This window comes from Ferrovibrio sp. (genome assembly GCF_019636075.1).
In the GTDB taxonomy this organism is placed as follows: domain Bacteria; phylum Pseudomonadota; class Alphaproteobacteria; order Ferrovibrionales; family Ferrovibrionaceae; genus Ferrovibrio.
On record NZ_JAHBYG010000024.1, the window covers coordinates 33,934 to 60,249 of the forward strand.

The window sequence follows — 26,316 nt, forward strand, 5'->3', positions numbered from 1 at the left end:
GGTTTCCGCGCAAAAGGTAATGTCGCGCCCATCAATCGCATGGCTATTCGGCCAATCTGTGGGAGGGTTCACGGGTATGAACAAGGTTTATCCAGACGCCAAGGCGGCGTTGGACGGCATCGTGCGAGACGGCATGATGGTGATGTGCGGCGGTTTCGGCCTGGTCGGCCTGCCGGAAAAACTGATCGACGCCCTGCTGGAAACCGGCGTGAAGGATCTCACCTGCGTGTCGAATAATGCCGGTGTGGATGGCGCCGGGCTTGGCAAGCTGCTGGAGACCCGCCAGATCAAGAAGATGATCGCTTCCTATGTGGGCGAGAACAAGATTTTCGCCAAGCAATACCTGGCCGGCGAACTGGAACTGGAATTCAACCCGCAGGGCACCATGGCCGAGCGCATCCGCGCCGGCGGCGCCGGCATTCCCGCCTTCTTCACCAAGACCGGTGTGGGCACGCTGATCGCCGAGGGCAAGGAAGAGCGCGTGTTCAACGGCGAGCGCTATATCATGGAGACCGGCCTGGTGGCCGATATCTCGCTGGTGAAGGCCTGGAAGGGCGATACGGCGGGCAACCTCGTCTATCGCAAGACCGCGCGCAACTTCAATCCGGCCATGGCCACAGCGGGCAAGATCACCATTGCCGAGGTGGAAGAACTGGTGGAGCCCGGGCAGATCGATCCCGATCACATCCACACGCCAGGCATCTACGTGCAGCGCATCATCAAAGGCGCGCCGTATAACAAGATCATCGAGAACCGCACCGTGCGGAAGCGCGGCTGAGGCGGGAAGGAGACATACACATGGCTTGGACCCGCGATGAAATGGCCGCCCGCGCTGCGAAGGAGCTCAAGGACGGCTTCTACGTCAATCTCGGCATCGGCATCCCCACCCTGGTTTCCAACTTCATCCCGCCGGGCGTGGATGTGGTGCTGCAATCGGAAAACGGCATGCTCGGCATGGGCCCGTTTCCCTATGAGGACGAGATCGATCCCGATCTGATCAATGCCGGCAAGCAGACCATCACCGAACTGCCTTATTCCAGCTATTTCGGCTCGGATCAGTCGTTTGCGATGATCCGCGGCGGCCATATCGATCTGTCGATCCTCGGCGCCATGCAGGTGGCCGAGAATGGCGATCTGGCCAACTGGATGATTCCGGGCAAGATGGTGAAGGGCATGGGCGGCGCCATGGACCTGGTGGCCGGCGTGAAGCGCGTTGTGGTGGTGATGGAACATGCCGCCAAGGATGGCGAGAAGAAGCTGCTCAAACGCTGCACCCTGCCGCTCACCGGCGCCGGTGTGGTGGATATGGTGGTGACCGATCTGGCGGTGTTCTCGATCGACCGCAAGGGCGGCGGCATGGTGTTGCTGGAACGCGCCCCGGGCGTTTCGCTGGAGGAAATCGCCTCCAAGACCGAAGCGGCCTACACGGTGGCTGCCAGCGCGAAATAAGCCCTCAGGGCTTTTATCCGCGCCTGAACAACAGGCCCCGGTGATTGTCGCCGGGGCCTTTTTTCGGCTTGAGCCGCTTTTTCGACTTGGGCGGGACGGAATTGCAGACGTATGATGGCGGCATGAAACCCGAGGATGCATATGCCGACAGCTTGCTGCAAATACACCGCGAGCTGGGTGCTTTCATGGCAGAAGTGCAGGATGCGCTAAATGATGGCGATCCGCGCTGCACGCCATCATGGGCGAAATCCTGGGAGCGCGTGCGCAGCGAATTCGAGGTGCGCATCGCCGAACTGGAAGCCGCAAGGCTGATCGCGCGTAACGATCTCTGATGGATCAGAACGATCTCTGATGGATCAGAACTGGTCTTTTTCGCTGTCGCCTTCCTGGTCATGGCGTTCCGGTAGCGCGTGATCCGGCACCAGCACCCAATCCTGCGCCATCTGCAAGCCTTTTTCCGCCGCTTCCTGCGCCAGCCAGCCGGCAAGCGCGGCCGCCACGGCGGGCGCTGCCGCCTTGGCGATGAAAGGCGCGCCGATGGCGCCCAGCGCAATCGTTGAGGCGCTGGCGGCCAGCGTGGAGGCCGCGCCGCTGCCGGCGCCGCAGAAGGTTTCGCGGCCGGTGCCGGCAATCGCCTCGCGCCAGGTGATTTCGCCACGCGCCTTGCGATGCAGATGCAGGGTGGCGGCAATCGCAGCCGAACTCAGCGCACCGCTGAACATGCCGCCACGCGTGACCCTGGCAAAAGCTTCCTTGCCCATTGCCTGGCCTGCCGCGCCGCCATGCTGCATGGCAACGCTGCCCAGCGCCACCACAACATCGCTGCCCATGCGCAACAGCCGCAAGGTGCTGCGCTGTTCAAGCCGTGCCTGCACGCGCGATGCGATGTCGGAGCCGCGCCGCAGGCCATGCTGCATGGTCTTGCGCAAATTTTCCGGACGCAGATTTTCAGGGTCGAAAGGCATGCGGAACTTCATGCCGCATAGATGATGTGCCGCCCATCGCAATTCAAGCCAGCCAATACCTGCCGCACAATTTTCGGCCGGGCAATTCGCCTGGGCCGGGTGATGCCACGCTATGGCCGCAAACAATCCCCGAGCGAGCCTCATTCCCACCATTTTTGGCCGCGCTCAATACATCCATCGGCGAATATCCGGGTTTTTTGCGCCGTACAGCAACATCTCAAGTAATAATCAACAAGGAGAGTCATCATGCAAAGCCAGGCCATAACCCAAATGCCTTCCAATTCCGCCGGCAAGCTTGCTGGCAAGCGCGCCAATCGCCGCCATGCGGTGATGGCGATGCTGGCGATTGCCGCGCTGCCGCTGGCGGCCTGCGCGGGCGGCCCGCGTGAATCGGTCAACGGCAGCATCACCTACAAGGATCCGATCGCCTTGCCGGCGGATTCCATGCTGGTGGTGCGCCTGCTGGATGCCACCCGCGGCAATATGGCCGCCTATACGGTGGTTGAGCAGCGTATCCTCTCGCCGCGCCTGCCCACCACTTTCGACCTGCGTTACCGCTTCGGCGATATCAATCCGCAGGGCGCCTATTATGTGCAGGCGCAGGTGGAGCATGCCGGTCGCGTGCTGCTGATCAATGACCGCGATTATGCGGTGATCACCCGCACGCTGCCCTCGAGCGGCATTCAGGTGAACCTGGTGCCTACGCCGGGTACGGTGCTGTTGCCGGCAACCAGCAACACGGTGGCGCCGGCCACCACCACCACGGTGATCCAGACCGCGCCGGTTCCGGCCCAGGCCAGTTCGATGCCGGCGCCGGTGACCGTGATCGTGCCGGGCGGCAACACGGTGATCACTCCGGCCAGGTAAGACCTGCCTGATTATATCGGGCGGAAAATGAAAGAAGCGCGCCTGATGCCGGGATGATCGGCGTCAGGCGCCTTTTTCGTACCAGGCCTTGCTGGCATTCACGATTTTCACCACAGACAGCATCACCGGCACCTCGATCAGCACGCCCACCACGGTGGCCAGTGCGGCGCCGGAATTGAGCCCGAAAATGCTGATAGCGGCGGCCACCGCGAGTTCGAAGAAATTGCTCGCGCCGATCAAAGCCGATGGTCCGGCCACGCAATGGGCCACGCCCAGCCGCCGGTTCAACCAATAGGCCAGGCCGGAATTGAAATAGACCTGGATCAGGATCGGCACCGCAAGCAATGCGATAACCAGCGGATGCGCCACGATCTGTTCGCCCTGGAAGGCAAACAGCAAGACCAGGGTCGCCAGCAAAGCCAGCAGCGAGATCGGCCCCAGCGCTTTCAGCGTCCGATCGAGCGCGGCTTGCCCCTTTTGCAGCAATCCGCGCCGCCAGACCTGGGCGATGGCCACCGGCGCCACGATGTAAAGCGCCACAGACAACAGCAGAGTTTGCCAGGGCACGCTGATCGCCGAGATGCCCAGCAGCAGGCCTACGATGGGGGCGAAGGCCAGCACCATGATGGCATCGTTGAGCGCCACCTGGCTGAGCGTGAAATGCGGTTCGCCTTTCACCAGATTGCTCCACACGAATACCATGGCGGTGCAGGGCGCGGCGGCCAGCAGGATCAGGCCGGCAATGTAGGAATCGATCTGCCCGGCCGGCAGATAGGGGCGGAACAGCCAGCCGATGAACAGCCAGCCAAGCAGCGCCATGGAAAACGGCTTCACCGCCCAGTTCACGAATATTGTTACGCCCACGCCGCGCCAATGCTGGGCAACCTGGCCCATGGCGGCAAAATCTATCTTCAGCAGCATGGGTATGATCATCAGCCAGATCAGCAATGCCACCGGCAGATTCACCTGGGCGATCTCGGCCGCTGCGATGGCCTGGAATATGGCGGGAAAGGCATGCCCCAGAATGATGCCGGCGATGATGCAAAGGGCGACCCAAAGGGTGAGGTAACGTTCGAACAGCGTCATGGCTTGATACGCTTCACTGGCGGCCGATTTCGGCCAGGCGGTTGCGCAGGCTCATGGCATCCAGCGATTGCAGCGGCAAGCTGGCGAAAATGCGGATGCGGTTGCGCAATGCCCGCAGCGTTTCGGCAAAGGCCAGGCGGCGCATGGTTTCCTCGCCTTCAACGGCAGCGGGATCGGGCAGGCCCCAATGCGCGGTCATCGGATGGCCGGGCCAGATCGGGCAGGGTTCGTTGGCGGCGTTGTCGCAGACCGTGAATATGAAATCCATCTGTGGCGCACCGGGCGCGGAGAATTCTTCCCAGGATTTCGAGCGCAGGCCATCCAGCGGCAGGCCTTCGCGGCGCAGCAGGTCCAGCGCCAGCGGATGCACCTCGCCCTTGGGAAAGCTGCCGGCGCTGTAGCCGCGAAAGCGTGCCGGATTCTCGGCATTCATCAGCGCTTCGGCCAGGATGCTGCGCGCCGAATTGCCGGTGCACAGGAACAGGATGTTAAACGGTTTTGCGCCGGGGCTTGCAGACGACATCGGGCTTTCTCTTGCTTTGCGGGATACAGAGTTCGGGATTGCCGCCGCAGCAGCGGTCGGTCAGGAAGCCGATCAGGCCGTTCATCGCCGCCACATCCACCGCATAGATCAACGAACGGCTGGCGCGCCGCTGGTTGATCAGCCCGGCGCCGCGCAATTGCGCCAGATGAAACGACAGCGTAGCGGGCGGAACCCCCAGCGCCTCGGCAATCGCACCCGCCGGCATGCCTGCCGGGCCTTGCTCCACCAGCAGACGATAGATCGCCAGACGGGTTTCCTGGGCCAGGGCGGCAAAGGCGGTAACGGCGGCTGCATCTTTAATTTCCATATTTCCAAATATATCAAAATATATCGCCATGTCCAGTGCCGGGAAAGCCCTCCAGGCAGGCCGGCCTCGCCACAACGTGAGGTCGCCGGCCGGCACTTTGCCTTATGCTGAGGAGCGCAAAGTTATGGAGGCTGTGTCATGCGCCAGTTTGTATCCTCACGCCGTCGGTTGTTTGGCCTTGCCGTTGTTGCCCTGGCTGCGGCTCTCGTATCCGCCACATCCTGGGCGCATCATGGCTGGGGCTCTTACGACAGCAACACGGTGCTTACGCTGGATGGCGTGGTGACCGCGCTCAATCCGGATAATCCGCATGGCGAATTGTCGCTCAAGACGGCAGACAAAACCTGGATCGTCACGCTTTCGCCGCCCTCGCGCATGGCCAATCGCGGCAAGCCGATTGTCGATATCAAGCTGGGCGACCGCGTGGTGGCGGTGGGCTATCCCAGCCGCAGCAAACCCGATGAGATGCGCGCCGAACGCATCACCCATAATGGCGTGACCGTGGAACTGCGCTGATCATGCAGGCTTCGGTTTTGCACGACTGGCTGCTGGCGCTGGAGAATTCCGGTCTCGGGCAAACCATGCGGCAATCGCTGGTGCTGTATCCGGTGGTGGAGGTGCTGCATATCCTTGGCTTCATCCTGCTGTTTGCCGGGATAGCGCTGTTCGATCTGCGGCTGCTGGGCCTGGCGCGCGGGCTACCGCTGGCCCAGCTTGCACGCATTTGTCTGCCGATGGCCGGTGGCGGATTGCTGCTGGCAATCTCCATGGGCCTGCTGTTGTTTTCCACCGAAGCCAGCCACCTGGCCGCCAATCCGGCCTTTCAGATCAAGCTGCTGCTGATCCTGCTGGGGTTGCTGAATGTCGCAGCGTTTCATTGGGGTTGGCGCGGATCGCAGGGCCAGTGGCGTGAACCCACCCTGCCGGCCCGGGCCGGCGCGGCGGCGTCGCTTGCCATATGGACAGGCGTGGTGATTTTCGGGCGGCTTATTGCCTACGTATAAAACGCTCCTATGTTGGTGAAGCCTGCCTTCCACAGGCGAGGCTTCTCCAAGCAAGGATCACGTTACATGACCGATTTATTCTCTCCGATAAACCTTGGGCCCTATCAGCTGAGTAACCGCATCGCCATGGCGCCGCTGACACGCAATCGCGCCGGCCCGGGCAATGTGCCCGGCGATCTGGCGGCGGAATATTATGCCCAGCGTGCCGATGCCGGCCTGATCATCGCCGAGGCCACGCAGATCCTGCCGGAAGGCCAGGGCTATCAGGATACGCCCGGCATCCATTCGCCCGAACAGATTGCCGGCTGGCGCAAGGTGACCGATGCCGTACACGCCAAAGGCGGCCGCATCTTCCTGCAATTGTGGCATGTCGGCCGGGTGAGCCATACCTCGCTGCAGCCCGGCGGCAAGGCGCCGGTGGCGCCTTCGGCGATTGCCGCCAAGACCAAGACCTTCGTGAACAACACCTTCGCTGAAACCTCCGAGCCGCGCGCCCTGGAGCAGGCGGAGATTCCGGCCATCGTGGCGGCTTATGGCCAGGCGGCGAAGAATGCCATCGCGGCCGGCTTCGACGGCGTGGAGCTGCATGCCGCCAATGGCTATCTGCTGGATCAGTTCCTGCGCGACAGCAGCAACAAGCGCACGGATATCTATGGCGGCAGCATCGAAAACCGCGCCCGCTTCACGCTGGAAGCCGCCCGCGCGGTGATTGCCGCCATCGGTGCGGAGCGCACCGGCATCCGCATCTCGCCGGTCACGCCGGCCAATGATGTGTCGGACAGCAATCCGCAGGCGCTGTTCGAATATCTGGTGCAACAGCTCAATGCGCTCAATCTGGTTTATATCCATGTGATCGAGGGTTCCACCGGCGGGCCGCGCGATTTCGGCGGCGATTTCGATTATGCCGCCTTGCGCAAGCATTATAGCGGCGTGTGGATCGTGAATAACGGCTACGATCCTGCCTTGGCGCGCCAGGTGGTGAGCAGCCGTGCCGCCGATCTGGTGGCGTTCGGCCGGCCGTTCATTTCCAACCCCGATCTGGTGGAGCGCCTGCGCGTCGGCGCGCCGCTCAACGAGGTGGATCGTGCCACGCTCTATGGCGGCGGTGCCAAGGGCTATACCGATTACCCGCGGCTGGATCAGGCGGCGGAATAGGCTGTGTGCGGCTAACCAGTGGCTTGTTTGGCCACTGGTAGCCAGTCGCCTTGTGCGGAGCGGCAATACAGCGTGCCATCGCTGGCGGTTTGTGCGCCGGCCTGCACATCGGTGCGCACCTGACGGCAGATCGCGTTGGCGGGCAATTTATTCGCCGAAACCGCTTCACGGGCTTCCGGCAGCGCGCTGGCTGGCTGTGAGGGTGCCATGTTGATGGTGCCGCTGGCTGCCGTTTCCGGCGAGCGCCAGCTTATGCTGTCGTTTCTGTCGGTGGGGGCGCTGGCAAGGGCCTGGCGCGTGGAGCGGTCGATATCCTCGCGTTCGCGTTTAGACAGCATCATCACGAACTGGCAGCCCAGCATGCCGCCGGCACCGGCGCCCAGCGCCGCGCCCACCACGCGGCCATCGCCCTTGCCGCCCAGCTTGGCACCGATCAATCCGCCCAGCACCGCGCCGCCGATGCCGCCGATCGCGCATTTGGTCTCGTCGCTCATCTGGCCATGCTGGCAGGCGGCCAGAAACATCAGGGCGGCCATCGCAACCGCGGGTGCGCGCAGATCCATGATTGCTCTCCTCATTTTTCCGCCAGCCGGGCTTTCACCTGCAGCACGGCCTCGCTGCCATCGGGCATCTTGTCGCCGCGATGGCCCAGCGTGCCGCTCAGGCCGTTGCGGTCGCCTTTGAGATCGAAGCTCTCGCCCTCGGTGCTGAACAGAAACATCGCGCCGACCTTGGCTTCCAGCCGGCATTGGCCGGCCGGATTGCACAGGAAGCTGCCATGCAGCGGGGCGCTGAACTGGCCGCGCAGGAAGGCATAGCTGTCATGCAGCACGCCGTCGCGGTCTGCGAATAGCAGGATGCGACCATCCAGATTGCGCTTGTTCACTGCGGTTTCGATCTCGTAGATGGCCATGCTGTCTGGGCGTTTGGCCGGGATGGCGAGATCGGCACCGAGGAAACCGGGATTGCCGTTGGCGGTCTGGATGAAAGCACGCCAAAAACGGATGGCGTTTTCCGGCAGGGCGCCGGGTTGGCGCAAGGATGAGCCGATGCCGAAGGCATGCAGGCTGGCGCGGCCGAAATCGATGCCCAGCTTGGGGGCGATGGCCTCGGCCTGTTGGCGCCATTGCGCCGCATCCTGCTGTTTGAACACCGATGTGTATTCCGAAACTTCCAACAGGTCTGCGTACAGGATCACCCGGGCGTGGATCGGATTGCGCCCGAAACGTCCGCCATCGCTGGCCAATGCCCGCAGATAGCTGCGTTCGGGCGGGCGTGCCGGGTCGATCAAGATGCTTTCGCGCGCCGCATCGGTGAAGATCTGGCCCATGGCGGCCTGCAATTGCTGGCGGAACACCGCCTGCATGTCGGGCAGGTTCTTCACCGGATTGCTGGTGAACCAACTGCTCATGCCGCCTTGGCCGCGCTCGATCTGCTGGCGTTCCTCGGCGGTGAAATCCGGCCAGCAGCCGCGCCACAATTCCTTCGAGCGGCCTTGCGCCGGCGAAAGTCGCACCAGCGTAACCGTCTCATGCGGCAGCAGGGTGGAGCGCAGCCGCGCATCCAGGGTTTCGAACCAGCGCGCATCGCTTTTGCTCAGGATGGTTTCGTCCACATAGAGCACGGTCTGGCGCTCGGCCGGCTTGTCGCAGAAACCCTGGATGTTGAGCTTGCTGGCACCGAATTGCGCGAAAGCGGGCAGGGCGAATAGCGTGGCGGCGATAATGCCCGGGACGGCAAGGCGGACGGCAAGGCGGACGGCAAGGCGGATCATGCTGCCACCTCTTCGGCGGCACCGGCGTCTGCGGTTTTTTCGGCCGGCAAGCCGGCGGCCTGGCGCAATTCGGCGGCGGTGTAGCTGGCGCTCATGCCGCGATATATCGCCGGCGTAAGCGGTTCGCCTTCACCCAGCAGGCGCAGTTTGGGATTTTCGGCTTCGGCCAACACGCACACGGCATGGCGATAATCAGCTATCGCGCTGTTGATGCGCTGGGTCGCCTCGGTTACCAGGGCTGCCTCATGGGCATTGATCTGGCTGCGCATGTCGCGCAGGCGCCGGGTATCGGCGCTTTGCGCTTTGGCAACATTCTTCAGGCGTTCGATTTCATGGCGCAGCTTGTCTTCCTCCTCCTCGATGGCCTTCTCCACATGCTTCTTGTAGGCCTTTTCGTAGCGGGCCTTGGCGCGGCGGTGGCGCAGGGTGGCTTCCACGTAATCCGGGTTGTAGTCATGGGTCAGCCAGAACAGGATCACGCCGATGCCCCAGATCAGCAGATTGCCGATCAGGCTGAAGCCCACGCTCTGGCCGATATTGATGCTGGGGCCGGCGATCACGATGCCGGGCAATGCGCCGGTGCCGGATGTGGCGGCGATTGCCATCATCGCCCAGTGATAGCGTGAATAGCCCACCAGCGTGAGGGCGGCGATGAACAACGCGGAGACGATGCCGAGCGCACGCAGATTGGTGGCGCGCCGCGATTTGTCCACCCTGGCGGAAAACATGTATTCGCGCTGCTTGGTGGCCCGGCCATGCCATTCGGAAGCGAGCGCGATGATCACCATCACGGCGAAGGTGATGCCGGCGGCGATGGCCGGCACTTCGAAATAATTCAGGAAGGCTTCATAGTTTATGAAGATTTCCGCCAGGCTGACCGAGGCCAGGATCAGCCAATAAGCCCAGACCGGAAAGATGCGCGCCGGCTTCTGCCCGGCTTCTTCGTAATGCCGCTTGAAATTCTGCTGGGCATCGATGAGTTCGCTCTCGGCGGAATCGAATTCGGTCTTGTGCCGGGCGTTTTCCACGGCCTCGGATTTGAGGCGGGCGGTTTTCGCCTCGGCCTCGGCTTCCTGAATGGGCAATTTTTCCAATACGTCGATGGCGTGCTGGTATGGCTCGATGCGGGTGAGGAAGGCGTTGCGCAAGGGATGCCATTCCGCGAGTTTGCGCACCACCGGCTCGGCGCACCAACGCAGCATGCCGGGGGTAAGGCCATCGCGGCGCAGCACGATGGTTGCAAGCTTGGCCTCTTCGCGCGCGGCATTCTCGATGCGCGCGGCTTCTTCCGCCGCATCCATGCGCGGTAGGCTGAAGGCTTGCGCTGCGTTGAAGGCCTGCTCGATCTCTTCGGTAACCAAGGGCTTGGTTCCGCTTTGCGGCAATTCCGCAGACCTGGCCGCTTTGGCGGCAACACTGATTTTCATGATGTCTTCCCCCAATCAGACCGCGCGGGGCGCGGTCAATTCCTGTTCAGGCTGCGTGTGCGGTCGCGCAGGATCACGTCGTGCACGCGCGGTTGACGCAGCACGATTTCGCGCGTCTGCGTGACCGGCGCGGCCTGGGTGACGGTTTGCACGGTGTCGAGTTCCAGCACCGTCACGCGTGCCGCCACGGTGGTGGCGCCCTCGTTGGACGCGGCAAGGCTGCGCGGCTCGTGGCCGTTCAGCCAGTTGGCATTGATCTCGCGCAGCGCCACCACATGGAAATTCGCCTCGCGGTTGGCGGCGATGTAGAATTCCACCCGGCGATTCAAGGCGCGGCCATCGTCGTTGGCATTGTCGGCCACCGGCTGTTGCTCGCCCATCGGGATCGCCGACATCTGATTGCCGCGCACGCCCATCTCGGCCAGGCGATGCATCACGTTGATGGCGCGTCGGCGCGACAGTGCCTCGTTATAGGCATCGGTGCCGCGGCTATCGGTGTGGCCCACCACCATCAGATGCACATCGGGCGCTTCGCGCCGCATGCTTTCGGCAATCACCCGCAGCAATTCCAGCGATTGCGGGCGCGGCGTATCGATATTGAAATCGAAAAACGCACGGTCGCTGAAGGTGATGCGCACCACCGGGATCGGCCAGGCCACGCCGGGAATGCTGCCAGCCGGGGCCACGATGCCGGTTTCCACATCGGGCCGCTGCACGCCCTGCAGCGCGGCCAACCGGTTGAGCCGGGCGATGCGGTCCTCATGCTCCATCACGACGGTCTCCGCCGGCGACAGGATGCGGGGCGCAGATGGCATGGCGGGCGCATTATCAGGCGGACGGATCACCGCTGGCGGCAGGCTGGCGACTTGCGGGGCCGGCGCTGGCGGTGCTGCCGGGCTGCGGTCCGGCAGGCGATAGGAGGGCACGGGTCCGGCGGTTCCAGTGCTGCTCGCGGTCTGCCGCTGCGGCATGCAAGCCGTCAGCAATGCGGAAAAACCGATTAAAACCAGTGCGTTGCTGTTAGGCTTCATGATTGGGCCAGTGTGTACTATATAAAAAGGATATGTTCTTAAGTATATAGAACCAAATATGACGCATACTCGTCAATATAAATGCAGATATGCGTTTCACTCGTTTTAATATAGTCGATGGCAAGGGTAATGCGTCGGCATTCAAGGCCGTGGCAGCCGGCCAACCGGCCAAGCCTTATTTTTAAGGCTGATGCCTTACTTGCAGGGCGCTTCGCGGAAGGAATAAACCCGGTCGTCCACCGTGGCGATATCGGGCTTGCCGGTGTTGGCTGTGCCTTCCTTGGGCATGGCCAGCCATTCCGGAGCGATATGCACTTGATAGACGAAGCAGGAAGGATGGCCGTCGCGTTCGCGGGCCACCAGTTCGGCGCGCGCCACGAGGCTGCCATCGGCGCGGAAAACCCGGGTTTCGCCATTCTCCACCACAACATCCCAGGTTTCCTGGGTGTTGTCGTCGAAGCGCACGATGGCCTGGCCGGGGATGGGCTGGATTTCGGTGCGGCCGCCCAGCACATGGCCGTTGGCCAGCACCGTGCCTTCGGGCAGCAGTATGGCCGGGGCCGGTTTATCCTGGGCCGCCAGGTCATGGGCCAGGGGCAGGCCTGTCAGGCATAGGCCGATGCCAAGCAAAACCGAGAATCCGAGGAGGCGCATGGCCGCTCTATAGCATGGCCGGATGTTTGCCGCAGCCCCTGGCCGGATATCCCGGCAGAATCCTTGTGCGCTTTCACGGATTGTTAAGCCGAGGCGGCTAGGATGGCATCACAGTATGAGTTTCCTCCCTGTTGAAGCGCCTCAACGGCCGTCGGGGTCTACTCATTGCATTCGGCTTTTCGTTTACCGACGGCCGTCTTTTTCCCCCCGCAAATTGTCCATTGCTTGACGTATCGCTGCGCGGATGGACTAATCCGCGCAGGCCATAAGGCGCGCGATAGTATTGCGGTGGGAGGAAACCATGCCGGATCCGAGATTTCTGCGGTTCGACACACTGAGCCTGCATGCCGGCCAGCAGCCCGATCCCACCACGGGCGCGCGTGCGCTGCCGATCTACCAAACCACCAGCTATGTCTTCCGCGATGCCGATCATGCGGCGGCGTTGTTCAACCTGGAACGCGCCGGGCATATCTATTCGCGTATATCCAATCCCACCGTGGCGGTGCTGGAAGAGCGGCTGGCCGCGCTGGAAGGCGGTGTGGGTGCGGTCTGCACGGCCTCGGGCCAGGCGGCCCTGCATCTCGCCATCTGCACGCTGATGGGGCAGGGCGGACACATCGTTGCATCCCGCAACATCTATGGCGGCAGTTACAATATCCTGGTTCACACCCTGCCGCGCTTCGGCATCACCACCACCTTCGTCGATCCGCGCGATCTCGATGCCTGGCAGAAGGCGATCCGGCCGGAGACACGGCTGGTGTTTGGCGAAATCCTCGGCAATCCTGGGCTCGAAGTGCTGAACGTACCGGGCTTGGCTGCCATCGCCCATGAGGCTGGCCTGCCGCTGATGCTGGATTGCACATTCGCCACGCCGTATCTGTTCAAGGGCTTCGAGCATGGCGCGGATATCGTGATGCATTCGGCCACGAAATTCCTCGGCGGCCATGGTGTTGCGATCGGCGGCGCACTGATCGATGGCGGTCGTTTCGATTGGGAAGCCAGCGGCAAATTCCCCACCCTTACCGAGCCCTATGCCGGCTATCACGGCCTGGATTTCGCCGAGGAATTCGGCCCCAATGCCTTCATCATGCGGGCGCGTGCCGAAGGCCTGCGCGATTTCGGCGCCTGCATGAGCCCCACCAACGCCTTCCATATCCTGCAAGGCGTGGAAACCCTGCCTTTGCGTATGGCGCGCCATGTGGAGAATGCGCGCAAGGTGGTGGCGTTCTTGAAAGGCCATAAGGGCGTGGAGTGGGTGAGCTATCCCGAACTGCCCGAACATCCCGATCATGATCTGGCCAAGACCTTGCTGCCCAATGGCAGCGGCGCGGTATTCAGCTTCGGCGTGAAGGGTGGCCGTGCCGCCGGTCGCGCGCTGATCGAGGCATTGCAGGTGTTTTCGCATCTGGCCAATGTGGGCGATGCGAAATCGCTGGTGATCCACCCGGCCAGCACCACGCATCAGCAGATGAGCGCGGCAGAGCTGAAGGCAGCCGGCATCGGTGAGGAACTGGTGCGGCTTTCGGTGGGTCTGGAAGACGTGGCCGACCTGATCGACGATCTGAACCAGGCCCTGCGCGCCGCCGCCAAGGCCGCGCCGGCGCAGGCCGCCGAGTAGGAGCCGCAGGATGTGGATCGAGGTTGAAGGCAAGCGTATTTTCGCCGCCACCGGCGGCAAGGATTTCGACAAGGCGAAACCCGCCATCCTGTTCATCCACGGCAATGCTTGCGATCATACCAACTGGTCGCTGCAAACCCGCTGGTTCGCCTATCATGGCTGGTCGGTGCTGGCGGTGGATCTGCCGGGCAATGGCCGTTCGGAAGGCCCGATGCCGGAAAGCATCGAGGCGATGGCGGATTGGATTCCGAAACTGCTGGATGCCGTGGGCGTGGGCAAGGCCGCTTTGGTGGGCCATTCCATGGGCGCGCTGATCGGGCTGGAAACCGCCGCGCGGTATCCTGAGCGGGTGAAGGCGCTGTCGTTGCTGGGATTCGCCTATCCGATGGCGGTGAATCCCGATCTGCAGGCCCTGGCCGATGCCGGCGATTTCAAGGCCGTGGCGCTGATGAACGATTGGATGCTGGCGCGCAAAAGCCATATCGGCGGCAATCGCAATCCCGGTACCTGGCTTTTGGGCAGCAGCCTGCGGCTGAACGACAAGGCGCCGCGCGCCGCCCTGGCGCTGGGCTTCCGCTGCTGCAACGCCTATCGCAATGCGGAGGCCGCAGCGGCGAAGATCGTTTGCCCGGTGCAAATCCTGTCCGGCGCCCGCGATCTGATGACGCCGGCCCGCGCGGCGGCGCAATTCGGCAAACTGTTGCAGGCGCCGCGCATTGACGTGCTGGCCGATTGCGGCCATCTGATGATGCACGAGAAGCCCGACGAGACATTGGATGCTCTGCGGGCGTTTCTCGCTGCCGAAACCGTTGCTGCCTAAGCCTGGATCTTATGACCAATCAAACGCCCGCCAGCCAGCTTTACCTGATCACCCCGCCGGCTTTCGAGCCGAAGGCGTTTGCCGCAGAGTTGAAGGCGGCGCTGGATGCCGGCCCGGTGGCCTGCCTGCAATTGCGCCTGAAGGAGGGCGAGGGCGAGGCTTCCGAGAATGCCATCCGCCGCGCCGCGGAAGCGCTGATGCCGGTCTGCCATGAATACGATGTGGCCTTCATCGTGAACGACCGGCCAGACCTGGCCGTGAAGCTTGGCGCCGATGGCGTGCATGTAGGGCAGGAAGATGCCCCCTACGAAGAGGCCCGGCGCCTGTTGGGGCCGGATAGGATCGTGGGCGTGACGTGCCATGATTCCCGCCATCTGGCCATGGAGGCCGCCGAAGCCGGGGCCGATTACGTAGCCTTCGGCGCGTTTTTTCCCACCACCACCAAACAGCCGAAATTCCAGGCCGCGCCCGACCTGATCGAATGGTGGAGCGGGCTGATGGAAGTGCCCTGCGTGGCGATTGGCGGCATCACGGTGGAGAATTGCCCGGCGCTGATTGCCGCCGGAGCGGATTTCCTGGCGGTTTCCGGCGGTATATGGGCCCATCCCGCAGGTCCGGCGGCGGCGGTGAAAGGCTTTCACGGGGCGATTGCCAAGCATTGGCGCGGCTGATAGCTTCCGCCCCCTTCCGGCATACCCGCCCCCTCATTTCGGTCGAGCACGAAACCTATGGCCCTGCGATCCGCCCTGATCAATGCGATGACCAATTCGGCGCGCAAGGCTGCGCGTGGCCTGTTGCGTGATTTCAACGAGGTTGAGCATCTGCAGGTTTCCAAGAAAGGCCCGGCGGATTTCGTGTCGGCCGCCGATCGCCGCGCCGAAAAGACCCTGCATGCCGAATTGTCGAAGCTGCGGCCGGATTTCGGCTTCATCATGGAAGAGGGCGGCCGTATTGAGGCCAAGGATGGCCGGCATTACTGGGTGATCGACCCGCTGGACGGCACCACCAATTTCCTGCATGCCATCCCGCATTTTGCGATTTCCATCGGCGTGCTGCGCGATGATGAGTTGATTGCCGGCATCGTGCTGGATGTGGTGCGCGACGAGCTGTTTTGGGCCGAGAAGAATGCCGGCGCCTTCCATAACGACCGCCGCCTGCGCGTCTCCGTGCGCCGCAAGCTGCCCGAGGCCCTGGTGGCCACCGGGATTCCCTTCCATGGCCGCGAGGGCCATGATCGTTTCCGCCAGGAATTGGCCACCGTGATGCCCGAGGTGGCCGGCATCCGCCGCTTCGGCGCGGCGGCCCTGGACCTGGCCTATGTGGCCGCCGGCCGCTACGAGGGCTTCTGGGAGCGCGGGTTGTCGATCTGGGATATCGCCGCAGGCATCGTGCTGGTGCGCGAGGCGGGCGGCATCGTCACCGATCTGAAAGGTGGCGCCAGCATGCTGGAAAGCGGCGAAATACTGGCCGCCAACGACATGCTGCATGGCCCGCTGCTGAAGCTGGTGGGCCGCACCTAACCCCCTCAACATCGCCAATTGGTGGCCCATTCGCGGGTTGTATCAACCCCTTAGGTCCGCTATCGTTCGCGCCAAACCGCGAAACAGGGGACGCTAGGAATGGTGGCCACGATAAAGACGCGCCGTATTGCCGCGCTCAGCATGGCCTTCGGGATGGGAAGCTTGGCTGTAACCATGCTGGCCCAGGCCAGCCACGCCCAAACCTATGTGGGCGGCGGCAGTGTGATCGTGAATTTGCAGGCGCTGGACCAACTTGGCCCATCCTATGGCGCCGCCAGCCCCTATGGCCAATATCCCCAGGCCTATGGCCGCCCGCCGCTGCCCGGCGAGGCCAATGCGCCCAAGCCGCTTTTCGGCGATTCCGGGGCCAAGGACGAAACCATCAAGCTGCGCCCGCCGCGCGCCAGCCGTGCTGCCGGAACGCCTACCCGGGCGTCTACCGGTGCTGCCTCTGCCGCTGCCGTGCCTTCGAGCACGGCCCGTCCGACCGCTGCCGCTGCGCCTCAGGCCGCCCCGCGCGCCGAACGCAAGCCCGCCGATGCGCCCACGGGCGTTACCATCAATCTGCCGCCGCCATCTGCGGCGGGAAGCGCCACCGGGGTTTCCGGTCGCCCGCTGGCATTGCCCAGTGCGCAGCCCAGTGCGCAACCCTCGTTGCTGGCCCAACCCGGCAGTGTGCCCAGTTCGGCCCCGCAGACCTCTGTCACCACCAGCCCGGTTCCGGCTCCAGTTCCGGCCCCAGTTCCGGCCGTCACGACGCCGGCCCCGGTCGCGGCTCCGGCCGTCACGGCGGCTGCCCCGGCTGCTCAGGCCCCGGTTTCTCAGGCCCCGGCTGCCGGTAATCCGGCCAGTCAGCAAACCGCCTTGCTTACCCCGCCGACCTCGCCCGCCCCGGCCGCCCGCAGTGGCGGCGACCTGGTGCTGGCTTTCGAGAGCGGCAAGAGCGACCTGCCGTCCGGCAATGCCCAGCTTGAAGCCCTGGCCCGCCAGCTTTCTTCGAGTGAAGACCGCATCCAGATTCGTGCCTATGCCAGCGCCAGCGGCACCGACGCCGCCAGCGGCGCGCGCCGGCTGTCGCTCAGCCGTGCGCTGGCTGTGCGCAGCTATTTGATCGACCGCGGGGTCCGCTCCACCCGCATCGATGTTCGCGCGTTGGGGGTTCCCACCGATGGCGGTGCGCCTGATCGCGTGGAAATCGCCACCTTGGGCCGATAATGGCCCGGCAGCCGGCCCGGAAATCCGGATCGGCTGCGCCCTTGAATTGCCATATTCGAGCATTACCCCGGTTCGGATTGAGCATGGGAGATAGATCCGCATGACCAAACCAGGCCGTTTCCTGTTGCGCATGGTGTTGTTTCTGGCTGCCGTGATTGCGGTGGTCTATGTGCTGCATACCGGGCTCGAGCGTGCATTTCTGGCCAATCCGGCATTGAACGGCCTGATCTGCGCCGTGCTGTTGATCGGCATCCTGTTCAGCTTCCGCCAGGTGATCATGCTGGGCGCCGAGGCGCGTTGGCTGGAAGATTGGCGCAAGTCGCAGCAGGGCAGTTCGATCCAGGTGACCAAGCCCTCAACCCTGCTGGCGCCGCTGGCCAAGATGCTGGAAAACCGTGGCCCGCGCGGCCAGCTTTCCGCCGTGGCCACCCGTGCGCTGCTGGATTCCGTGGGTTCCAGGCTGGATGAAGCGCGCGACATCTCGCGCTATTTCATCGGCCTGATGGTGTTTCTCGGCCTGCTCGGCACTTTCTGGGGCTTGCTGGAAACCATCGGCTCGGTGGCCGAAACCATTCGCGGCCTGTCGCTGGGCGGCGAGGAAAATATCAATCTGCTGTTCGAGAAGCTGAAGGGCGGCCTTGAAGCACCGCTGGCCGGCATGGGCCTGGCGTTTTCATCTTCCATGCTGGGTCTGGCGGGTTCGCTGGTGCTGGGTTTCCTGGATTTGCAATCGGGCCAAGCGCAGAACCGCTTCTACAACGATCTGGAAGAATGGCTGGCCGGTTTCACCCGTGTGGGCGGCGGCGGCCCGATGGATGGCGATCAGTCGGTGCCGGCCTATGTGCAGGCATTGCTGGAACAGACGGCAGACAGTTTGGACAACCTGCAGCGCACCATGGCGCGCAGCGAAGAAAATCGCGGCAGTGCCAATACCGCGCTGTTGCAACTGAACGAAAAGCTGTCGCTGCTTACCGAGCAGATGCGCGCCGAGCAGGGCCTGCTGCTGAAGCTGACCGAGCATCAGATCGAGATGAAGCCGATCATGGCCAAACTGGCACAGGGCGCCGAGGCCGGCGCGCTGGATGCCGCCAGCCGGGGCCATCTGCGCAATATCGACGTACTGCTGGCGCGTCTGCTGGATGATGCCGCGCAAGGCCGCGCCAAGCTGGTGGACGACATGCGGGCCGAGATCAAGCTGCTCTCGCGCACCCTGGCTGCCATGGCCGACAATCAGCGGCGGAGCTGATCATGGCCACCCGCGCCTGGCGCCGTGGCGATACGCATAATGCCGGCCCCTGGCCGGGCTATGTGGATGTGCTTTCCACCTTGCTCATGGTCATCGTGTTCGTGCTGGCGGTGTTCATCCTGGCGCAGTTCTTCCTGGCCAACGCGATTTCCGGCAAGGATAAGGCGCTGGCCGAATTGCGCGGCGATCTGGCGCGGCTTACCGAGCAATTGTCGCTGGAGCGCCGCACCTCGGAAGACCTGCGTCTTGATCTCGGCCGCATGCAGGCAACGCTGGCCGCCAATCAGGCCGAGCGCGACCAGTTGGCGGCAGCTTTGGGCGATGCCCAGCATCGCGCCGATGAACTGGACAAGCAGTTCAAGGATCGTCAGCAGACCATTGTGGATCTGGAAGGCAAGCTGGTTTCCGAACGCGGCGCGCTGGAACAGGAACGCCGGGTTTCCGCCGAGGCACGCAGCCAGATCGACCTGCTGAACCGGCAGATTCTGGCTTTGCGCGAACAGTTGGGTCAGATCGAACGTATTCTGCGCGAAAGCGAGGAAAAGGAAAAAGCCAGCCAGGCCCAGGTGGCCGATCTCGGCAAGCGGCTGAATGCCGCGCTGGCCCGCAAGGTGGACGAACTCACCAATTACCGTTCGGAATTCTTCGGCCGTCTGCGTCAGGCGCTGGGCAATCGCACCGATATCCAGATCGTTGGCGACCGTTTCGTGTTTCAGTCGGAAGTGCTGTTCTCCAGCGGTTCGGCCGATCTCAACCCGCAGGGCCGCGAACAGATGGCCAAGCTGGCCGGCACGCTGATCGATATCTCCAAGCGCATTCCCACCGACCTGAAATGGATTCTGCGCGTGGACGGCCATACCGACAGGCTGCCGATCAATACGCCGCAATTCCCATCCAATTGGGAACTCTCGGCGGCCCGTGCGATCTCGGTGACCAAATTCCTGGTGGCGCAAGGCATTCCCGCCGACCGTCTGGCCGCCACCGGCTTCGGCGAATTCCAGCCGCTGGATGAACGCAACGATGAAATCGCCCTGCGCCGCAACCGCCGCATCGAGTTGAAACTGACCGAGCGGTAGTCATGCCTGCCGAGGCGCGGCCGTTGAACCATGGACCACCGGAACAAGTCCGGTGGTGACAATGGGGGAGGCGTCGCGAAACACTATAAATCGTCACCCTCGCATTTATTGCGAGGGTCCATGGCCGAAACGGCATGAAGGCCGGTCGCCGGTCCGGTTTACGCCCCGTCGTTCAGATGGCAGGCCGACATGCGGCCAGGCGCAATCTCGCGCAGGGCCGGCGCTTCCGCCTTGCAGCGCGCGAAGGCGAGCGGGCAGCGCGGATGGAAATGGCAACCGCTGGGCGGATTCAGCGGTGAGGGGATTTCGCCCTCGATCGGCGTGTAGTCGCGCCGCTTGGCCACCAGCTTGGGCGCTTCGGCCAGCAGGGCCTTGGTATAGGGATGGTTCGGCGCGCGGAACAGCTCTTCCGTCGGCGCGCTTTCCACCACCCGGCCGAGATACATGATCACCACACGATCCGACAGATGCTCGACCACGGCCAGGTTATGGCTGATGAACAGATAGGTAAGGCCCAGCGTTTCGCGCAATTCCATGAACAGGTTCAGCACCTGGGCCTGGATCGATACGTCGAGCGCCGCCACTGCTTCGTCGCAGACGATGAAGCCGGGTTTCACGGCGAGGGCGCGGGCGATGCCGATACGCTGGCGCTGGCCGCCGGAGAATTGATGCGGAAAGCGCTTCTTGTAGCGCGGATCAAGGCCGACGCGCAGCAGCATCTGTTCGACATAGTCGCTGTAATCGCTTCGTGCGATCAGCCCGTGCGCTAACGGCGCTTCGCCGATGATGTCTTCCACCCGCATGCGCGGATTGAGCGAGGCATAGGGATCCTGGAAAATCATCTGCACGGCGAGTTTGTAGGCTGAGCGGTCGCGATCGTTCATCGTGGCGATATCCTGGCCACGGAAACGGATGCTGCCCTCGCTCTGGTCCATGATGCCGGCAACGATGCGGCCCAGCGTGCTTTTGCCGCAGCCGCTTTCGCCCACCAGGCCGACCACTTCGCCCTCATGCACGGCGAGATCCACATGGTTCACCGCATGCACCGCGCGCTCTTTCAGGCCGGCGCCCAACAGGTTTGCCAGTTTGGAGGCGAGATCGAGTTTCCAAACGAAGCGTTTTGATATCGCGTTCAGTTCGATCATCGGTGGATTTTGCGAAGGGGCCGCGCTCATGCCACGCCTCCCTCGGCCAGATTTGCGGCAAGCTGGGCCGGGCGCGGATGGTGGCAGCGCGCCCAATGGGCCGGCGACAATTCGGCCATCTCGGGCATCGTATCGCAGGCGGCATCGGCGAAGCCGCAGCGATTTTTGAAACGGCAGCCCGGCGGCAGATTCAGCGGCGGCGGTGCCATGCCGGGAATCTGAAACAGCTTGTGGCCACGTGCCGTGCCGCCCGGCACCGAGCCGATCAGGCCGATGGTGTAGGGATGGCGTGGTTGTTCCAGCACTTCGGCCACCGAGCCGGTTTCCACGATGCGGCCGGCATACATCACCATCACGCGGTCGGCCAGGCCGGCCACCACCGAAAGATCATGGGTGATCCAGATCAGCGCCGTGCCGGTCTCGCGGCAGAGCTTGCGCATTTCATACAGGATCTGTCCCTGGATGGTCACGTCCAGCGCCGTGGTGGGTTCGTCGGCGATGATCAGGTCAGGCTTGTTGAGCAAGGCGATGGCAATCGCCACGCGCTGGCGCATGCCGCCGGAAAACTGATGCGGGTAGGATTTCAGCCGTTCCTCGGGGGCTGCGATGCCCACGGCGCGCAAGGTTTCGATGGCGCGGTCGCGGGCGGCGGATTCACTCACCTTGTTATGCGCCCGCACAGCCTCGATCATCTGGGTATCGACGCGCAATACCGGGTTCAGCGTCATCATCGGATCCTGGAAGATCATGGCGATGCGCGCGCCGCGCAATTGCCGCAGCCGTTGCGGCGCGGCCGCCACGATATCCTCGCCCTTGAACAGCACACTGCCGCCGGCCACATGGCCGGGCGGATCCAGCAGGCCCAGGATGGAAAACCCGGTGATGCTCTTGCCCGAGCCGCTTTCGCCCACCAGGCCGAGGATTTCGCCGGCATTGACTTCGAAGCTGACGCCATCCACGGCGCGGATGATGCCATCGCGGGTGGGGAAATGGGTTTGCAGGTTTTCGACGCGCAGGGTTGGGACGCTTGGGGCGGTTGTCATGGCATCAACGCTTCAGGCGGGGGTTGAGCACGTCGCGCAGGCGGTCGCCCACCAGATTGATCGCCACGATCACGATGGTAAGCGCAATGCCGGGGAACATGGAAATCCAGTACACACCGCTGAGCAGGTAATCGAAGCCATTGGCGATCAGCATGCCCAGCGACGGTTCGGTGACCGGTACGCCAAGGCCGAGAAAGCTGAGTGTGGCTTCCAGGGTGATCGAGCGCGCGATATCCACGGTGCCGATCACGATCAGCGACGGCATGCAATTGGGCAGCAGATGGCGCAACAGGATGCGCGGCCGCTTCAGCCCCAGGCAGCGTGCGGCCTCCACATATTCCTTGTTGCGCTCCACCAGGGCGGCGCCGCGCGCGGTGCGGGCGAAATAGGCCCATTGCACGGTTACCAGCGCGATGATCACTTTGTCCACGCCATTGCCCAGCACGGCCAGCAGGATCAGCGCCACCAGGATGGCGGGAAACGACAACTGGATATCCACGATGCGCATGATCACCGTATCGGTGCGGCCGCCGATATAGGCCGCCGCGATGCCGGCCACCGCGCCGATGGCCAGCGCCAGGCCTACCGCTACCACGCCGACGAACAGGCTGATGCGCAGGCCATAGAGCATGGCGCTCAGCATATCGCGGCCCTGGCCGTCAGAGCCGAGCAGGAAAACCATGTTGTCGCCCGACAGGCTGCCCGGCGGCATGCGGGAATCCATGATGTCCAGCGTTGCCAGATCGTAGGGATTCTGCGGCACGATCCAAGGCGCGAGCAGCGCGGCCAGCAGGCTGACAATGAACAGGCCGAGGCCGAACAGCGCCAGTTTGCTTTCGGCGAATTCGCGCCAGATGCGCAGCAGCGGGGTTTCGCTGACGGCGGCTGCGGCCGGTGCGGCGGTTTGCGTGGTTCCGGTCTGGCTCATTGCGCGCCACCCAGCCGCACGCGGGGATCCAGCACGGAATACAGGATATCCACCACCAGATTGATCGCCACCAGCATGAACACCACCACGATCAGGTAGGCCACGATCACCGGGCGATCCAGCTGGGTGATGGAATCGATCAGCAGCTTGCCCATGCCGGGCCAGGAGAAGATGGTTTCGGTGATCACCGCGAAAGCGATCAGCGCCCCCAGTTCCAGGCCGGTTACGGTGGCCACCGGCACCATGATGTTCTTCAGGATATGCACGCCGATCACCCGGCGTTCGGAAAGCCCCTTGGCGCGGGCGAATTTAACGTAATCCATCAGCATCACTTCACGCGCGGTGGCGCGCGCCAGGCGGATGATCAAGGCGCATTTCGACAGCGCCAGGGTGATTGCCGGCAGCAGGATGTGATGCCAGCCCTTGGCCGAGAAGATCGAGAGCTGCAGGCCGAATACCTCGGTGGTGGGGCCGCGACCGGAGGCCGGCATCCAGCCCAGCTGCACGGCGAAGATCATGATCAGCATCAGCCCGACCCAGAAATTGGGCAGGCTGAAACCCAGGATCGAACCGGCCATGATGGCCTGTGCGCCGGCGCTTTCATGGCGCAGGCCGGCATAGACGCCCAGCGGCACGCCGATGAAAAACGCCATCAGCGTGGCGGTGATGGCCAGTTCCAGGGTGGCGGGCATGCGCTCCAGGATCAGCCCCATGGCGGGCTGGCCGAACACGAAGGATTTGCCGAACTCGCCCACGAAGGCCGAGCCGATGAATGTCATGTATTGTTCCCAGAGCGGGCGGTCGAGGCCGAGGGCGCGGGCGATTTCCTCGCGGTCGATCTCGCTCGCCTCGGGGCTGGCGAGGATCGCCAACGGATCGCCGATCAGATAGATGCCGACAAAGACCAGCACCGACATGACAGCGACCACCAAAGCGGACTGCAATAGCCGCCGGATGATGAATACCAGCATTCCCCACACATTCCCTGTTGGTTTGTTGGGAGAACGCTAGACGGTTTCGCTCTTAGAGGGAAGCCCCGCAAATGCAAACCGCCGCCCGTGCATTTCTGCAGGGGCGGCGGCGCTAAAATATTGCGAGCGGTTCTTAGTCTTCGCGCGAGAACACGCTTTCCACGGTCGGCTCGTCGGAAACCGGCTCGGCTTCCTCCGCCTGCTGGAATGGGTTCTGCGTTTCCAGGATAGACGGCGGCGCCGGGGTGGGCTCCAGCGCCGGCAGGCCGGCGCGGGCGCGTTCGCGGGCGTCGCGCTTTTCCTTGTTCTCGCGGCGCTTGGCGGCCAGCAGCAGCACGCGGTCGAGTTCGCCCTGGCTGCAGATGCCCAGGCTTACCGGATCGCGCGGCTTGATGTTGGCGGCATTCCAATGGCTGCGGCTGCGCACCGATTCAATCGTGGCCTTGGTGGTGCCCAACAGCTTCTGCACCTGCGCATCGCCCACTTCGGGGTGATACTTCAGCAGCCAGGCGATGGCATCGGGACGATCCTGGCGCTTGGACAGCGGGGTGTAGCGCGCGCCCTTGCTCTTCTGGCGGGCCAGCGGCACGGTGGGCGGCAGCAGTTTCAGGTTGGCGGCCGGGTCGGTCTCGCAGCGGGCGATTTCGTCGGCGGTGAGCTGGCCATTGGCCACCGGGTCCAGGCCGACAATGCCCACGGCCACTTCGCCATCGGCAATGCCCTTCACTTCCAGGGGATGCAGGCCGCAGAAATGCGCCACCTGGTCGAAGGTCAGCTTGGTGTTGTCGATCAGCCACACGGCGGTGGCCTTGGGCATCAGGGGCAGTGCCATGACACGAAATCCTTCCGATGAAACGGTCTTGTCCGGCTCAAGCGGTTTTGCCCGGGCGTCCCCCTGCCGGGGGGCGCCCCGGCCAACCCAGCGGGGATGTCCGGAAAACGCCGCAATAATAGCCATTTGGCTGGCCGAGACAACCCCTCCGGCAATGGAATTGCCTGAGTCCGCCTTAAGGAATTGCCTGGGCCCGCCTTAAGGAATTGCCCGGGTCCGTCTTAAACCGTGAGCAGCACCTTGCCGATATGGCTGCCCTGGTCCAGCCGGGCATGGGCCTTGGCGGCCTCCTGCAGCGGATAGCGGGAATCGATGATCGCCTTTATCTCGCCGCGCGCTATGGCCGGCCAAACCTTGGCCTCCAGGGCGGCGGCAATCTCGCCCTTGAAGGCCACCGGCCGGGGCCGCAACGTGGAGCCGGTGAGGGTGAGGCGCTTGCGCATCAGCAGGCCCAGATCGGCCTCGCCCTTGGCGCCGCCCTGAATGGCGATCACCACCACCCGGCCGGCATCCGCCAGGCTCTTGATGTTGCCCGGCAGATATTTGCCGCCCACCATGTCCAGCACCACATCCACGCCGCGATTGTCGGTCAACGCGGCGATGGCAGCGGGAAAATCCTCGGTCTTGTAGTTGATGCCGCGCGCCGCGCCGATGCTCTCGCAATAGCGGCATTTCTCGTCGGTGCCGGCGGTGGCGTAGATTTTCGAAGCGCCGAGCAGCTTGGCCAATTGGATGGCGGCTACGCCGATGCCCGAGGCGCCGCCATGGATCAGGATGCTTTCGCCGGCCTTGAACTGGCCGCGATCGACGATGTTGCTCCACACCGTGAACCAGTTTTCCGGCAATGCCGCGGCCTCTTCCAGGCTCAATCCGTTTGGCACCGGCAGGCATTGCACGGCGGGCGCGGGGCAATATTCGGCATAGCCGCCGCCGGTCACCAGCGCGGTCACCCTGTCGCCCAGCGTCCAGCGCGTCACATCGGGGCCAAGCGCCACGATCTCGCCTGCCACTTCCAGGCCCGGAATGTCGGATGCGCCGGGCGGCGGCGGATAGCGACCCTCGCGCTGCACGATATCGGGGCGGTTGACGCCCGCCACCGCCACCTTGATCAGCACGTCGCCGGCGCCAAGCTGCGGCATCGGGCGGCGCGCGGGCTTCAGCACTTCCGGCCCGCCGGGCTGGCTGATTTCGATCACGGTCATATCTTGCGGCAACATCAGATTCCCTCCATGTCTGGGGCTGACTTAGCGCTTGCCGCCGCGCCAGGCAAGGTTAGGATCGGAGAATTGCGTAAGGAGGAACGCCATGGATTGGGACGAGCCATTGGCCAAGACGGTTGCGGCGCCGAAATACGATACGATGTCGGTGGCCGATCTTGAGGAGCGGATCGAGGCCTTGCAGGCCGAGATCGAGAAGATTCGCGCGGTGATCGAGGCCAAGCGCGCCGCGCGCGGCTCTGCCGCCAGTTTCTTCAAAAGCTGAGGCGCATTATTCCTTCGTATCCAACCCGGCCAGCGCGCGGGCGAAGCCTTCGGCGCTGAAGGGTTGCAGGTCGGCGGCGGTTTCGCCCACGCCGATGAAATGCACCGGCAGGCTGAATTTGTCGGCGATAGCCACCAACACGCCGCCGCGCGCGGTG

General features: G+C 63.6%; 30 protein-coding genes and 1 pseudogene. 15 read left to right on the forward strand and 16 right to left on the reverse strand.

The features are described from left to right. The first annotated feature begins 76 nt into the window (after nucleotides 1-76). The 3 genes from KF827_RS11500 (at nucleotide 77) to KF827_RS11510 (ending at nucleotide 1,781) form a co-directional block, all read left to right on the forward strand. A complete protein-coding gene (locus tag KF827_RS11500) occupies nucleotides 77-778 on the forward strand; it encodes a CoA transferase subunit A (protein WP_291005230.1) in 702 nt (233 codons plus the stop codon). Nucleotides 779-798: 20 nt separating this feature from the next. Beyond that, nucleotides 799-1,449, forward strand: coding sequence for a 3-oxoacid CoA-transferase subunit B (locus KF827_RS11505; protein WP_291005232.1), 651 nt, complete (start codon nucleotides 799-801; stop codon nucleotides 1,447-1,449). A gap of 101 nt (nucleotides 1,450-1,550) precedes the next feature. Further along, a complete protein-coding gene (locus KF827_RS11510) occupies nucleotides 1,551-1,781 on the forward strand; it encodes a hypothetical protein (protein WP_291005235.1) in 231 nt (76 codons plus the stop codon). A 24-nt stretch (nucleotides 1,782-1,805) separates the two neighbouring features. Here the strand turns inward: KF827_RS11510 and KF827_RS11515 are convergent, their stop codons facing one another. Continuing rightward, nucleotides 1,806-2,414, reverse strand: coding sequence for a hypothetical protein (locus KF827_RS11515; protein ID WP_291005238.1), 609 nt, complete (start codon nucleotides 2,412-2,414; stop codon nucleotides 1,806-1,808). 246 nt (nucleotides 2,415-2,660) lie between these two features. Here KF827_RS11515 and KF827_RS11520 point away from each other — a divergent pair, with 246 nt between their 5' ends. Beyond that, nucleotides 2,661-3,281: a YbaY family lipoprotein gene (locus KF827_RS11520; protein WP_291005241.1), complete on the forward strand. Its 621-nt coding sequence runs from the start codon at nucleotides 2,661-2,663 to the stop codon at nucleotides 3,279-3,281. A gap of 63 nt (nucleotides 3,282-3,344) precedes the next feature. Here the strand turns inward: KF827_RS11520 and arsB are convergent, their stop codons facing one another. Genes arsB through KF827_RS11535 form a run of 3 tightly spaced genes read right to left on the reverse strand, consistent with a single transcriptional unit; the run spans nucleotide 3,345 to nucleotide 5,218 of the window. Beyond that, nucleotides 3,345-4,367, reverse strand: coding sequence for an ACR3 family arsenite efflux transporter (gene arsB / locus KF827_RS11525; protein WP_291005244.1), 1,023 nt, complete (start codon nucleotides 4,365-4,367; stop codon nucleotides 3,345-3,347). 13 nt (nucleotides 4,368-4,380) lie between these two features. Then, nucleotides 4,381-4,890, reverse strand: a complete 510-nt coding sequence (locus tag KF827_RS11530) for an arsenate reductase ArsC (protein ID WP_291005247.1) — start codon at nucleotides 4,888-4,890, stop codon at nucleotides 4,381-4,383. Continuing rightward, nucleotides 4,856-5,218 (reverse strand): winged helix-turn-helix domain-containing protein, encoded by a 363-nt coding sequence (locus tag KF827_RS11535; RefSeq protein ID WP_291005250.1) that lies wholly within the window; start codon nucleotides 5,216-5,218, stop codon nucleotides 4,856-4,858. The genes KF827_RS11530 and KF827_RS11535 overlap by 35 nt, the downstream gene beginning before the upstream one ends. A 138-nt stretch (nucleotides 5,219-5,356) precedes the next feature. Here KF827_RS11535 and KF827_RS11540 point away from each other — a divergent pair, with 138 nt between their 5' ends. From KF827_RS11540 to KF827_RS11550, 3 genes are all read left to right on the forward strand, one after another. Continuing rightward, nucleotides 5,357-5,734, forward strand: a complete 378-nt coding sequence (locus KF827_RS11540; RefSeq protein WP_291005253.1) for a DUF6152 family protein — start codon at nucleotides 5,357-5,359, stop codon at nucleotides 5,732-5,734. A 2-nt stretch (nucleotides 5,735-5,736) separates the two neighbouring features. Continuing rightward, nucleotides 5,737-6,222, forward strand: a complete 486-nt coding sequence (locus KF827_RS11545; RefSeq protein ID WP_291005256.1) for a hypothetical protein — start codon at nucleotides 5,737-5,739, stop codon at nucleotides 6,220-6,222. 66 nt (nucleotides 6,223-6,288) lie between these two features. Next, nucleotides 6,289-7,377 carry an alkene reductase gene (locus tag KF827_RS11550; protein WP_291005260.1) on the forward strand — a complete coding sequence of 363 codons (1,089 nt, stop codon included), beginning with the start codon at nucleotides 6,289-6,291 and terminating at the stop codon, nucleotides 7,375-7,377. Between the two features lie 11 nt (nucleotides 7,378-7,388). Here KF827_RS11550 and KF827_RS11555 read toward each other — a convergent pair whose 3' ends face one another. The 5 genes from KF827_RS11555 to KF827_RS11575 form a co-directional block, all read right to left on the reverse strand. Further along, nucleotides 7,389-7,940: a glycine zipper 2TM domain-containing protein gene (locus KF827_RS11555; RefSeq protein WP_291005263.1), complete on the reverse strand. Its 552-nt coding sequence runs from the start codon at nucleotides 7,938-7,940 to the stop codon at nucleotides 7,389-7,391. Between the two features lie 11 nt (nucleotides 7,941-7,951). After that, nucleotides 7,952-9,151 carry a hypothetical protein gene (locus tag KF827_RS11560; RefSeq protein ID WP_291005266.1) on the reverse strand — a complete coding sequence of 400 codons (1,200 nt, stop codon included), beginning with the start codon at nucleotides 9,149-9,151 and terminating at the stop codon, nucleotides 7,952-7,954. Beyond that, the gene (locus tag KF827_RS11565; RefSeq protein ID WP_291005269.1) at nucleotides 9,148-10,578 is read right to left on the reverse strand and encodes a hypothetical protein; all 1,431 of its coding nucleotides are present in this window, start codon (nucleotides 10,576-10,578) and stop codon (nucleotides 9,148-9,150) included. The genes KF827_RS11560 and KF827_RS11565 overlap by 4 nt, the downstream gene beginning before the upstream one ends. Nucleotides 10,579-10,613: 35 nt before the next feature. Further along, nucleotides 10,614-11,393 carry an OmpA family protein gene (locus KF827_RS11570; RefSeq protein ID WP_291005272.1) on the reverse strand — a complete coding sequence of 260 codons (780 nt, stop codon included), beginning with the start codon at nucleotides 11,391-11,393 and terminating at the stop codon, nucleotides 10,614-10,616. Between the two features lie 411 nt (nucleotides 11,394-11,804). Continuing rightward, a complete protein-coding gene (locus tag KF827_RS11575; RefSeq protein WP_291005276.1) occupies nucleotides 11,805-12,263 on the reverse strand; it encodes a hypothetical protein in 459 nt (152 codons plus the stop codon). A gap of 301 nt (nucleotides 12,264-12,564) precedes the next feature. Here KF827_RS11575 and KF827_RS11580 point away from each other — a divergent pair, with 301 nt between their 5' ends. From KF827_RS11580 to KF827_RS11610, 7 genes are all read left to right on the forward strand, one after another. After that, on the forward strand, nucleotides 12,565-13,881 hold the full coding sequence (locus KF827_RS11580) for an O-acetylhomoserine aminocarboxypropyltransferase (RefSeq protein WP_291005279.1): 1,317 nt from the start codon (nucleotides 12,565-12,567) through the stop codon (nucleotides 13,879-13,881). 10 nt (nucleotides 13,882-13,891) lie between these two features. Then, nucleotides 13,892-14,701: an alpha/beta hydrolase gene (locus KF827_RS11585; RefSeq protein WP_291005282.1), complete on the forward strand. Its 810-nt coding sequence runs from the start codon at nucleotides 13,892-13,894 to the stop codon at nucleotides 14,699-14,701. 11 nt (nucleotides 14,702-14,712) lie between these two features. Next, the gene (thiE, locus tag KF827_RS11590) at nucleotides 14,713-15,372 is read left to right on the forward strand and encodes a thiamine phosphate synthase (protein ID WP_291005286.1); all 660 of its coding nucleotides are present in this window, start codon (nucleotides 14,713-14,715) and stop codon (nucleotides 15,370-15,372) included. Between the two features lie 57 nt (nucleotides 15,373-15,429). Continuing rightward, the gene (locus tag KF827_RS11595; protein WP_291005289.1) at nucleotides 15,430-16,221 is read left to right on the forward strand and encodes an inositol monophosphatase family protein; all 792 of its coding nucleotides are present in this window, start codon (nucleotides 15,430-15,432) and stop codon (nucleotides 16,219-16,221) included. A 99-nt stretch (nucleotides 16,222-16,320) separates the two neighbouring features. Continuing rightward, nucleotides 16,321-17,436 carry an OmpA family protein gene (locus KF827_RS11600; RefSeq protein ID WP_291005291.1) on the forward strand — a complete coding sequence of 372 codons (1,116 nt, stop codon included), beginning with the start codon at nucleotides 16,321-16,323 and terminating at the stop codon, nucleotides 17,434-17,436. Nucleotides 17,437-17,536: 100 nt separating this feature from the next. Next, complete coding sequence (locus tag KF827_RS11605) at nucleotides 17,537-18,682, forward strand: flagellar motor protein MotA (protein ID WP_291005294.1); 1,146 nt, start codon at nucleotides 17,537-17,539, stop codon at nucleotides 18,680-18,682. Nucleotides 18,683-18,684: 2 nt separating this feature from the next. Continuing rightward, entirely contained in the window at nucleotides 18,685-19,758 is a 1,074-nt protein-coding gene (locus KF827_RS11610; protein ID WP_291005297.1) for a peptidoglycan -binding protein, read from the forward strand. 158 nt (nucleotides 19,759-19,916) lie between these two features. Here KF827_RS11610 and KF827_RS11615 read toward each other — a convergent pair whose 3' ends face one another. From KF827_RS11615 to KF827_RS11640, 6 genes are all read right to left on the reverse strand, one after another. Next, nucleotides 19,917-20,933 (reverse strand): ABC transporter ATP-binding protein, encoded by a 1,017-nt coding sequence (locus KF827_RS11615; protein WP_291005300.1) that lies wholly within the window; start codon nucleotides 20,931-20,933, stop codon nucleotides 19,917-19,919. Beyond that, nucleotides 20,930-21,946, reverse strand: a complete 1,017-nt coding sequence (locus tag KF827_RS11620) for an ABC transporter ATP-binding protein (RefSeq protein ID WP_291005302.1) — start codon at nucleotides 21,944-21,946, stop codon at nucleotides 20,930-20,932. Before KF827_RS11620 ends, KF827_RS11615 begins: the two co-directional genes overlap by 4 nt. Before the next feature lie 4 nt (nucleotides 21,947-21,950). After that, nucleotides 21,951-22,874 carry an ABC transporter permease gene (locus KF827_RS11625; RefSeq protein ID WP_291005304.1) on the reverse strand — a complete coding sequence of 308 codons (924 nt, stop codon included), beginning with the start codon at nucleotides 22,872-22,874 and terminating at the stop codon, nucleotides 21,951-21,953. Further along, nucleotides 22,871-23,845 (reverse strand): ABC transporter permease, encoded by a 975-nt coding sequence (locus tag KF827_RS11630; protein ID WP_291005306.1) that lies wholly within the window; start codon nucleotides 23,843-23,845, stop codon nucleotides 22,871-22,873. Before KF827_RS11630 ends, KF827_RS11625 begins: the two co-directional genes overlap by 4 nt. Before the next feature lie 133 nt (nucleotides 23,846-23,978). Continuing rightward, nucleotides 23,979-24,677: a DUF1013 domain-containing protein gene (locus KF827_RS11635; protein ID WP_291005310.1), complete on the reverse strand. Its 699-nt coding sequence runs from the start codon at nucleotides 24,675-24,677 to the stop codon at nucleotides 23,979-23,981. A 221-nt stretch (nucleotides 24,678-24,898) separates the two neighbouring features. After that, nucleotides 24,899-25,894: an NAD(P)H-quinone oxidoreductase gene (locus tag KF827_RS11640; protein WP_291005314.1), complete on the reverse strand. Its 996-nt coding sequence runs from the start codon at nucleotides 25,892-25,894 to the stop codon at nucleotides 24,899-24,901. Nucleotides 25,895-25,982: 88 nt separating this feature from the next. Here KF827_RS11640 and KF827_RS11645 point away from each other — a divergent pair, with 88 nt between their 5' ends. After that, nucleotides 25,983-26,159 (forward strand): DUF1192 domain-containing protein, encoded by a 177-nt coding sequence (locus KF827_RS11645; RefSeq protein WP_291005317.1) that lies wholly within the window; start codon nucleotides 25,983-25,985, stop codon nucleotides 26,157-26,159. Nucleotides 26,160-26,165: 6 nt separating this feature from the next. Here KF827_RS11645 and KF827_RS11650 read toward each other — a convergent pair. Then, nucleotides 26,166-26,316 (reverse strand): annotated as a pseudogene (locus KF827_RS11650) (signal recognition particle-docking protein FtsY); the annotation flags it as partial.

Excerpts from the sequence above, each read along its gene's own strand:
- thiE (WP_291005286.1), top strand. The coding sequence starts at position 14,713 with ATGACCAATCAAACGCCCGCCAGCCAGCTTTACCTGATCACCCCGCCG.
- KF827_RS11540 (WP_291005253.1), top strand. The coding sequence starts at position 5,357 with ATGCGCCAGTTTGTATCCTCACGCCGTCGGTTGTTTGGCCTTGCCGTT.
- KF827_RS11645 (WP_291005317.1), top strand. The coding sequence starts at position 25,983 with ATGGATTGGGACGAGCCATTGGCCAAGACGGTTGCGGCGCCGAAATAC.
- KF827_RS11565 (WP_291005269.1), bottom strand. The coding sequence starts at position 10,578 with ATGAAAATCAGTGTTGCCGCCAAAGCGGCCAGGTCTGCGGAATTGCCG.
- KF827_RS11640 (WP_291005314.1), bottom strand. The coding sequence starts at position 25,894 with ATGTTGCCGCAAGATATGACCGTGATCGAAATCAGCCAGCCCGGCGGG.
- KF827_RS11500 (WP_291005230.1), top strand. The coding sequence starts at position 77 with ATGAACAAGGTTTATCCAGACGCCAAGGCGGCGTTGGACGGCATCGTG.
- KF827_RS11580 (WP_291005279.1), top strand. The coding sequence starts at position 12,565 with ATGCCGGATCCGAGATTTCTGCGGTTCGACACACTGAGCCTGCATGCC.
- KF827_RS11545 (WP_291005256.1), top strand. The coding sequence starts at position 5,737 with ATGCAGGCTTCGGTTTTGCACGACTGGCTGCTGGCGCTGGAGAATTCC.
- KF827_RS11615 (WP_291005300.1), bottom strand. The coding sequence starts at position 20,933 with ATGAGCGCGGCCCCTTCGCAAAATCCACCGATGATCGAACTGAACGCG.
- KF827_RS11570 (WP_291005272.1), bottom strand. The coding sequence starts at position 11,393 with ATGCCATCTGCGCCCCGCATCCTGTCGCCGGCGGAGACCGTCGTGATG.
- KF827_RS11625 (WP_291005304.1), bottom strand. The coding sequence starts at position 22,874 with ATGAGCCAGACCGGAACCACGCAAACCGCCGCACCGGCCGCAGCCGCC.
- KF827_RS11600 (WP_291005291.1), top strand. The coding sequence starts at position 16,321 with ATGGTGGCCACGATAAAGACGCGCCGTATTGCCGCGCTCAGCATGGCC.
- KF827_RS11635 (WP_291005310.1), bottom strand. The coding sequence starts at position 24,677 with ATGGCACTGCCCCTGATGCCCAAGGCCACCGCCGTGTGGCTGATCGAC.
- KF827_RS11605 (WP_291005294.1), top strand. The coding sequence starts at position 17,537 with ATGACCAAACCAGGCCGTTTCCTGTTGCGCATGGTGTTGTTTCTGGCT.
- KF827_RS11550 (WP_291005260.1), top strand. The coding sequence starts at position 6,289 with ATGACCGATTTATTCTCTCCGATAAACCTTGGGCCCTATCAGCTGAGT.
- KF827_RS11630 (WP_291005306.1), bottom strand. The coding sequence starts at position 23,845 with ATGCTGGTATTCATCATCCGGCGGCTATTGCAGTCCGCTTTGGTGGTC.
- KF827_RS11535 (WP_291005250.1), bottom strand. The coding sequence starts at position 5,218 with ATGGAAATTAAAGATGCAGCCGCCGTTACCGCCTTTGCCGCCCTGGCC.
- KF827_RS11520 (WP_291005241.1), top strand. The coding sequence starts at position 2,661 with ATGCAAAGCCAGGCCATAACCCAAATGCCTTCCAATTCCGCCGGCAAG.
- KF827_RS11530 (WP_291005247.1), bottom strand. The coding sequence starts at position 4,890 with ATGTCGTCTGCAAGCCCCGGCGCAAAACCGTTTAACATCCTGTTCCTG.
- KF827_RS11620 (WP_291005302.1), bottom strand. The coding sequence starts at position 21,946 with ATGACAACCGCCCCAAGCGTCCCAACCCTGCGCGTCGAAAACCTGCAA.
- KF827_RS11595 (WP_291005289.1), top strand. The coding sequence starts at position 15,430 with ATGGCCCTGCGATCCGCCCTGATCAATGCGATGACCAATTCGGCGCGC.
- KF827_RS11515 (WP_291005238.1), bottom strand. The coding sequence starts at position 2,414 with ATGCCTTTCGACCCTGAAAATCTGCGTCCGGAAAATTTGCGCAAGACC.
- KF827_RS11555 (WP_291005263.1), bottom strand. The coding sequence starts at position 7,940 with ATGGATCTGCGCGCACCCGCGGTTGCGATGGCCGCCCTGATGTTTCTG.
- arsB (WP_291005244.1), bottom strand. The coding sequence starts at position 4,367 with ATGACGCTGTTCGAACGTTACCTCACCCTTTGGGTCGCCCTTTGCATC.
- KF827_RS11505 (WP_291005232.1), top strand. The coding sequence starts at position 799 with ATGGCTTGGACCCGCGATGAAATGGCCGCCCGCGCTGCGAAGGAGCTC.
- KF827_RS11575 (WP_291005276.1), bottom strand. The coding sequence starts at position 12,263 with ATGCGCCTCCTCGGATTCTCGGTTTTGCTTGGCATCGGCCTATGCCTG.
- KF827_RS11560 (WP_291005266.1), bottom strand. The coding sequence starts at position 9,151 with ATGATCCGCCTTGCCGTCCGCCTTGCCGTCCGCCTTGCCGTCCCGGGC.
- KF827_RS11585 (WP_291005282.1), top strand. The coding sequence starts at position 13,892 with ATGTGGATCGAGGTTGAAGGCAAGCGTATTTTCGCCGCCACCGGCGGC.
- KF827_RS11610 (WP_291005297.1), top strand. The coding sequence starts at position 18,685 with ATGGCCACCCGCGCCTGGCGCCGTGGCGATACGCATAATGCCGGCCCC.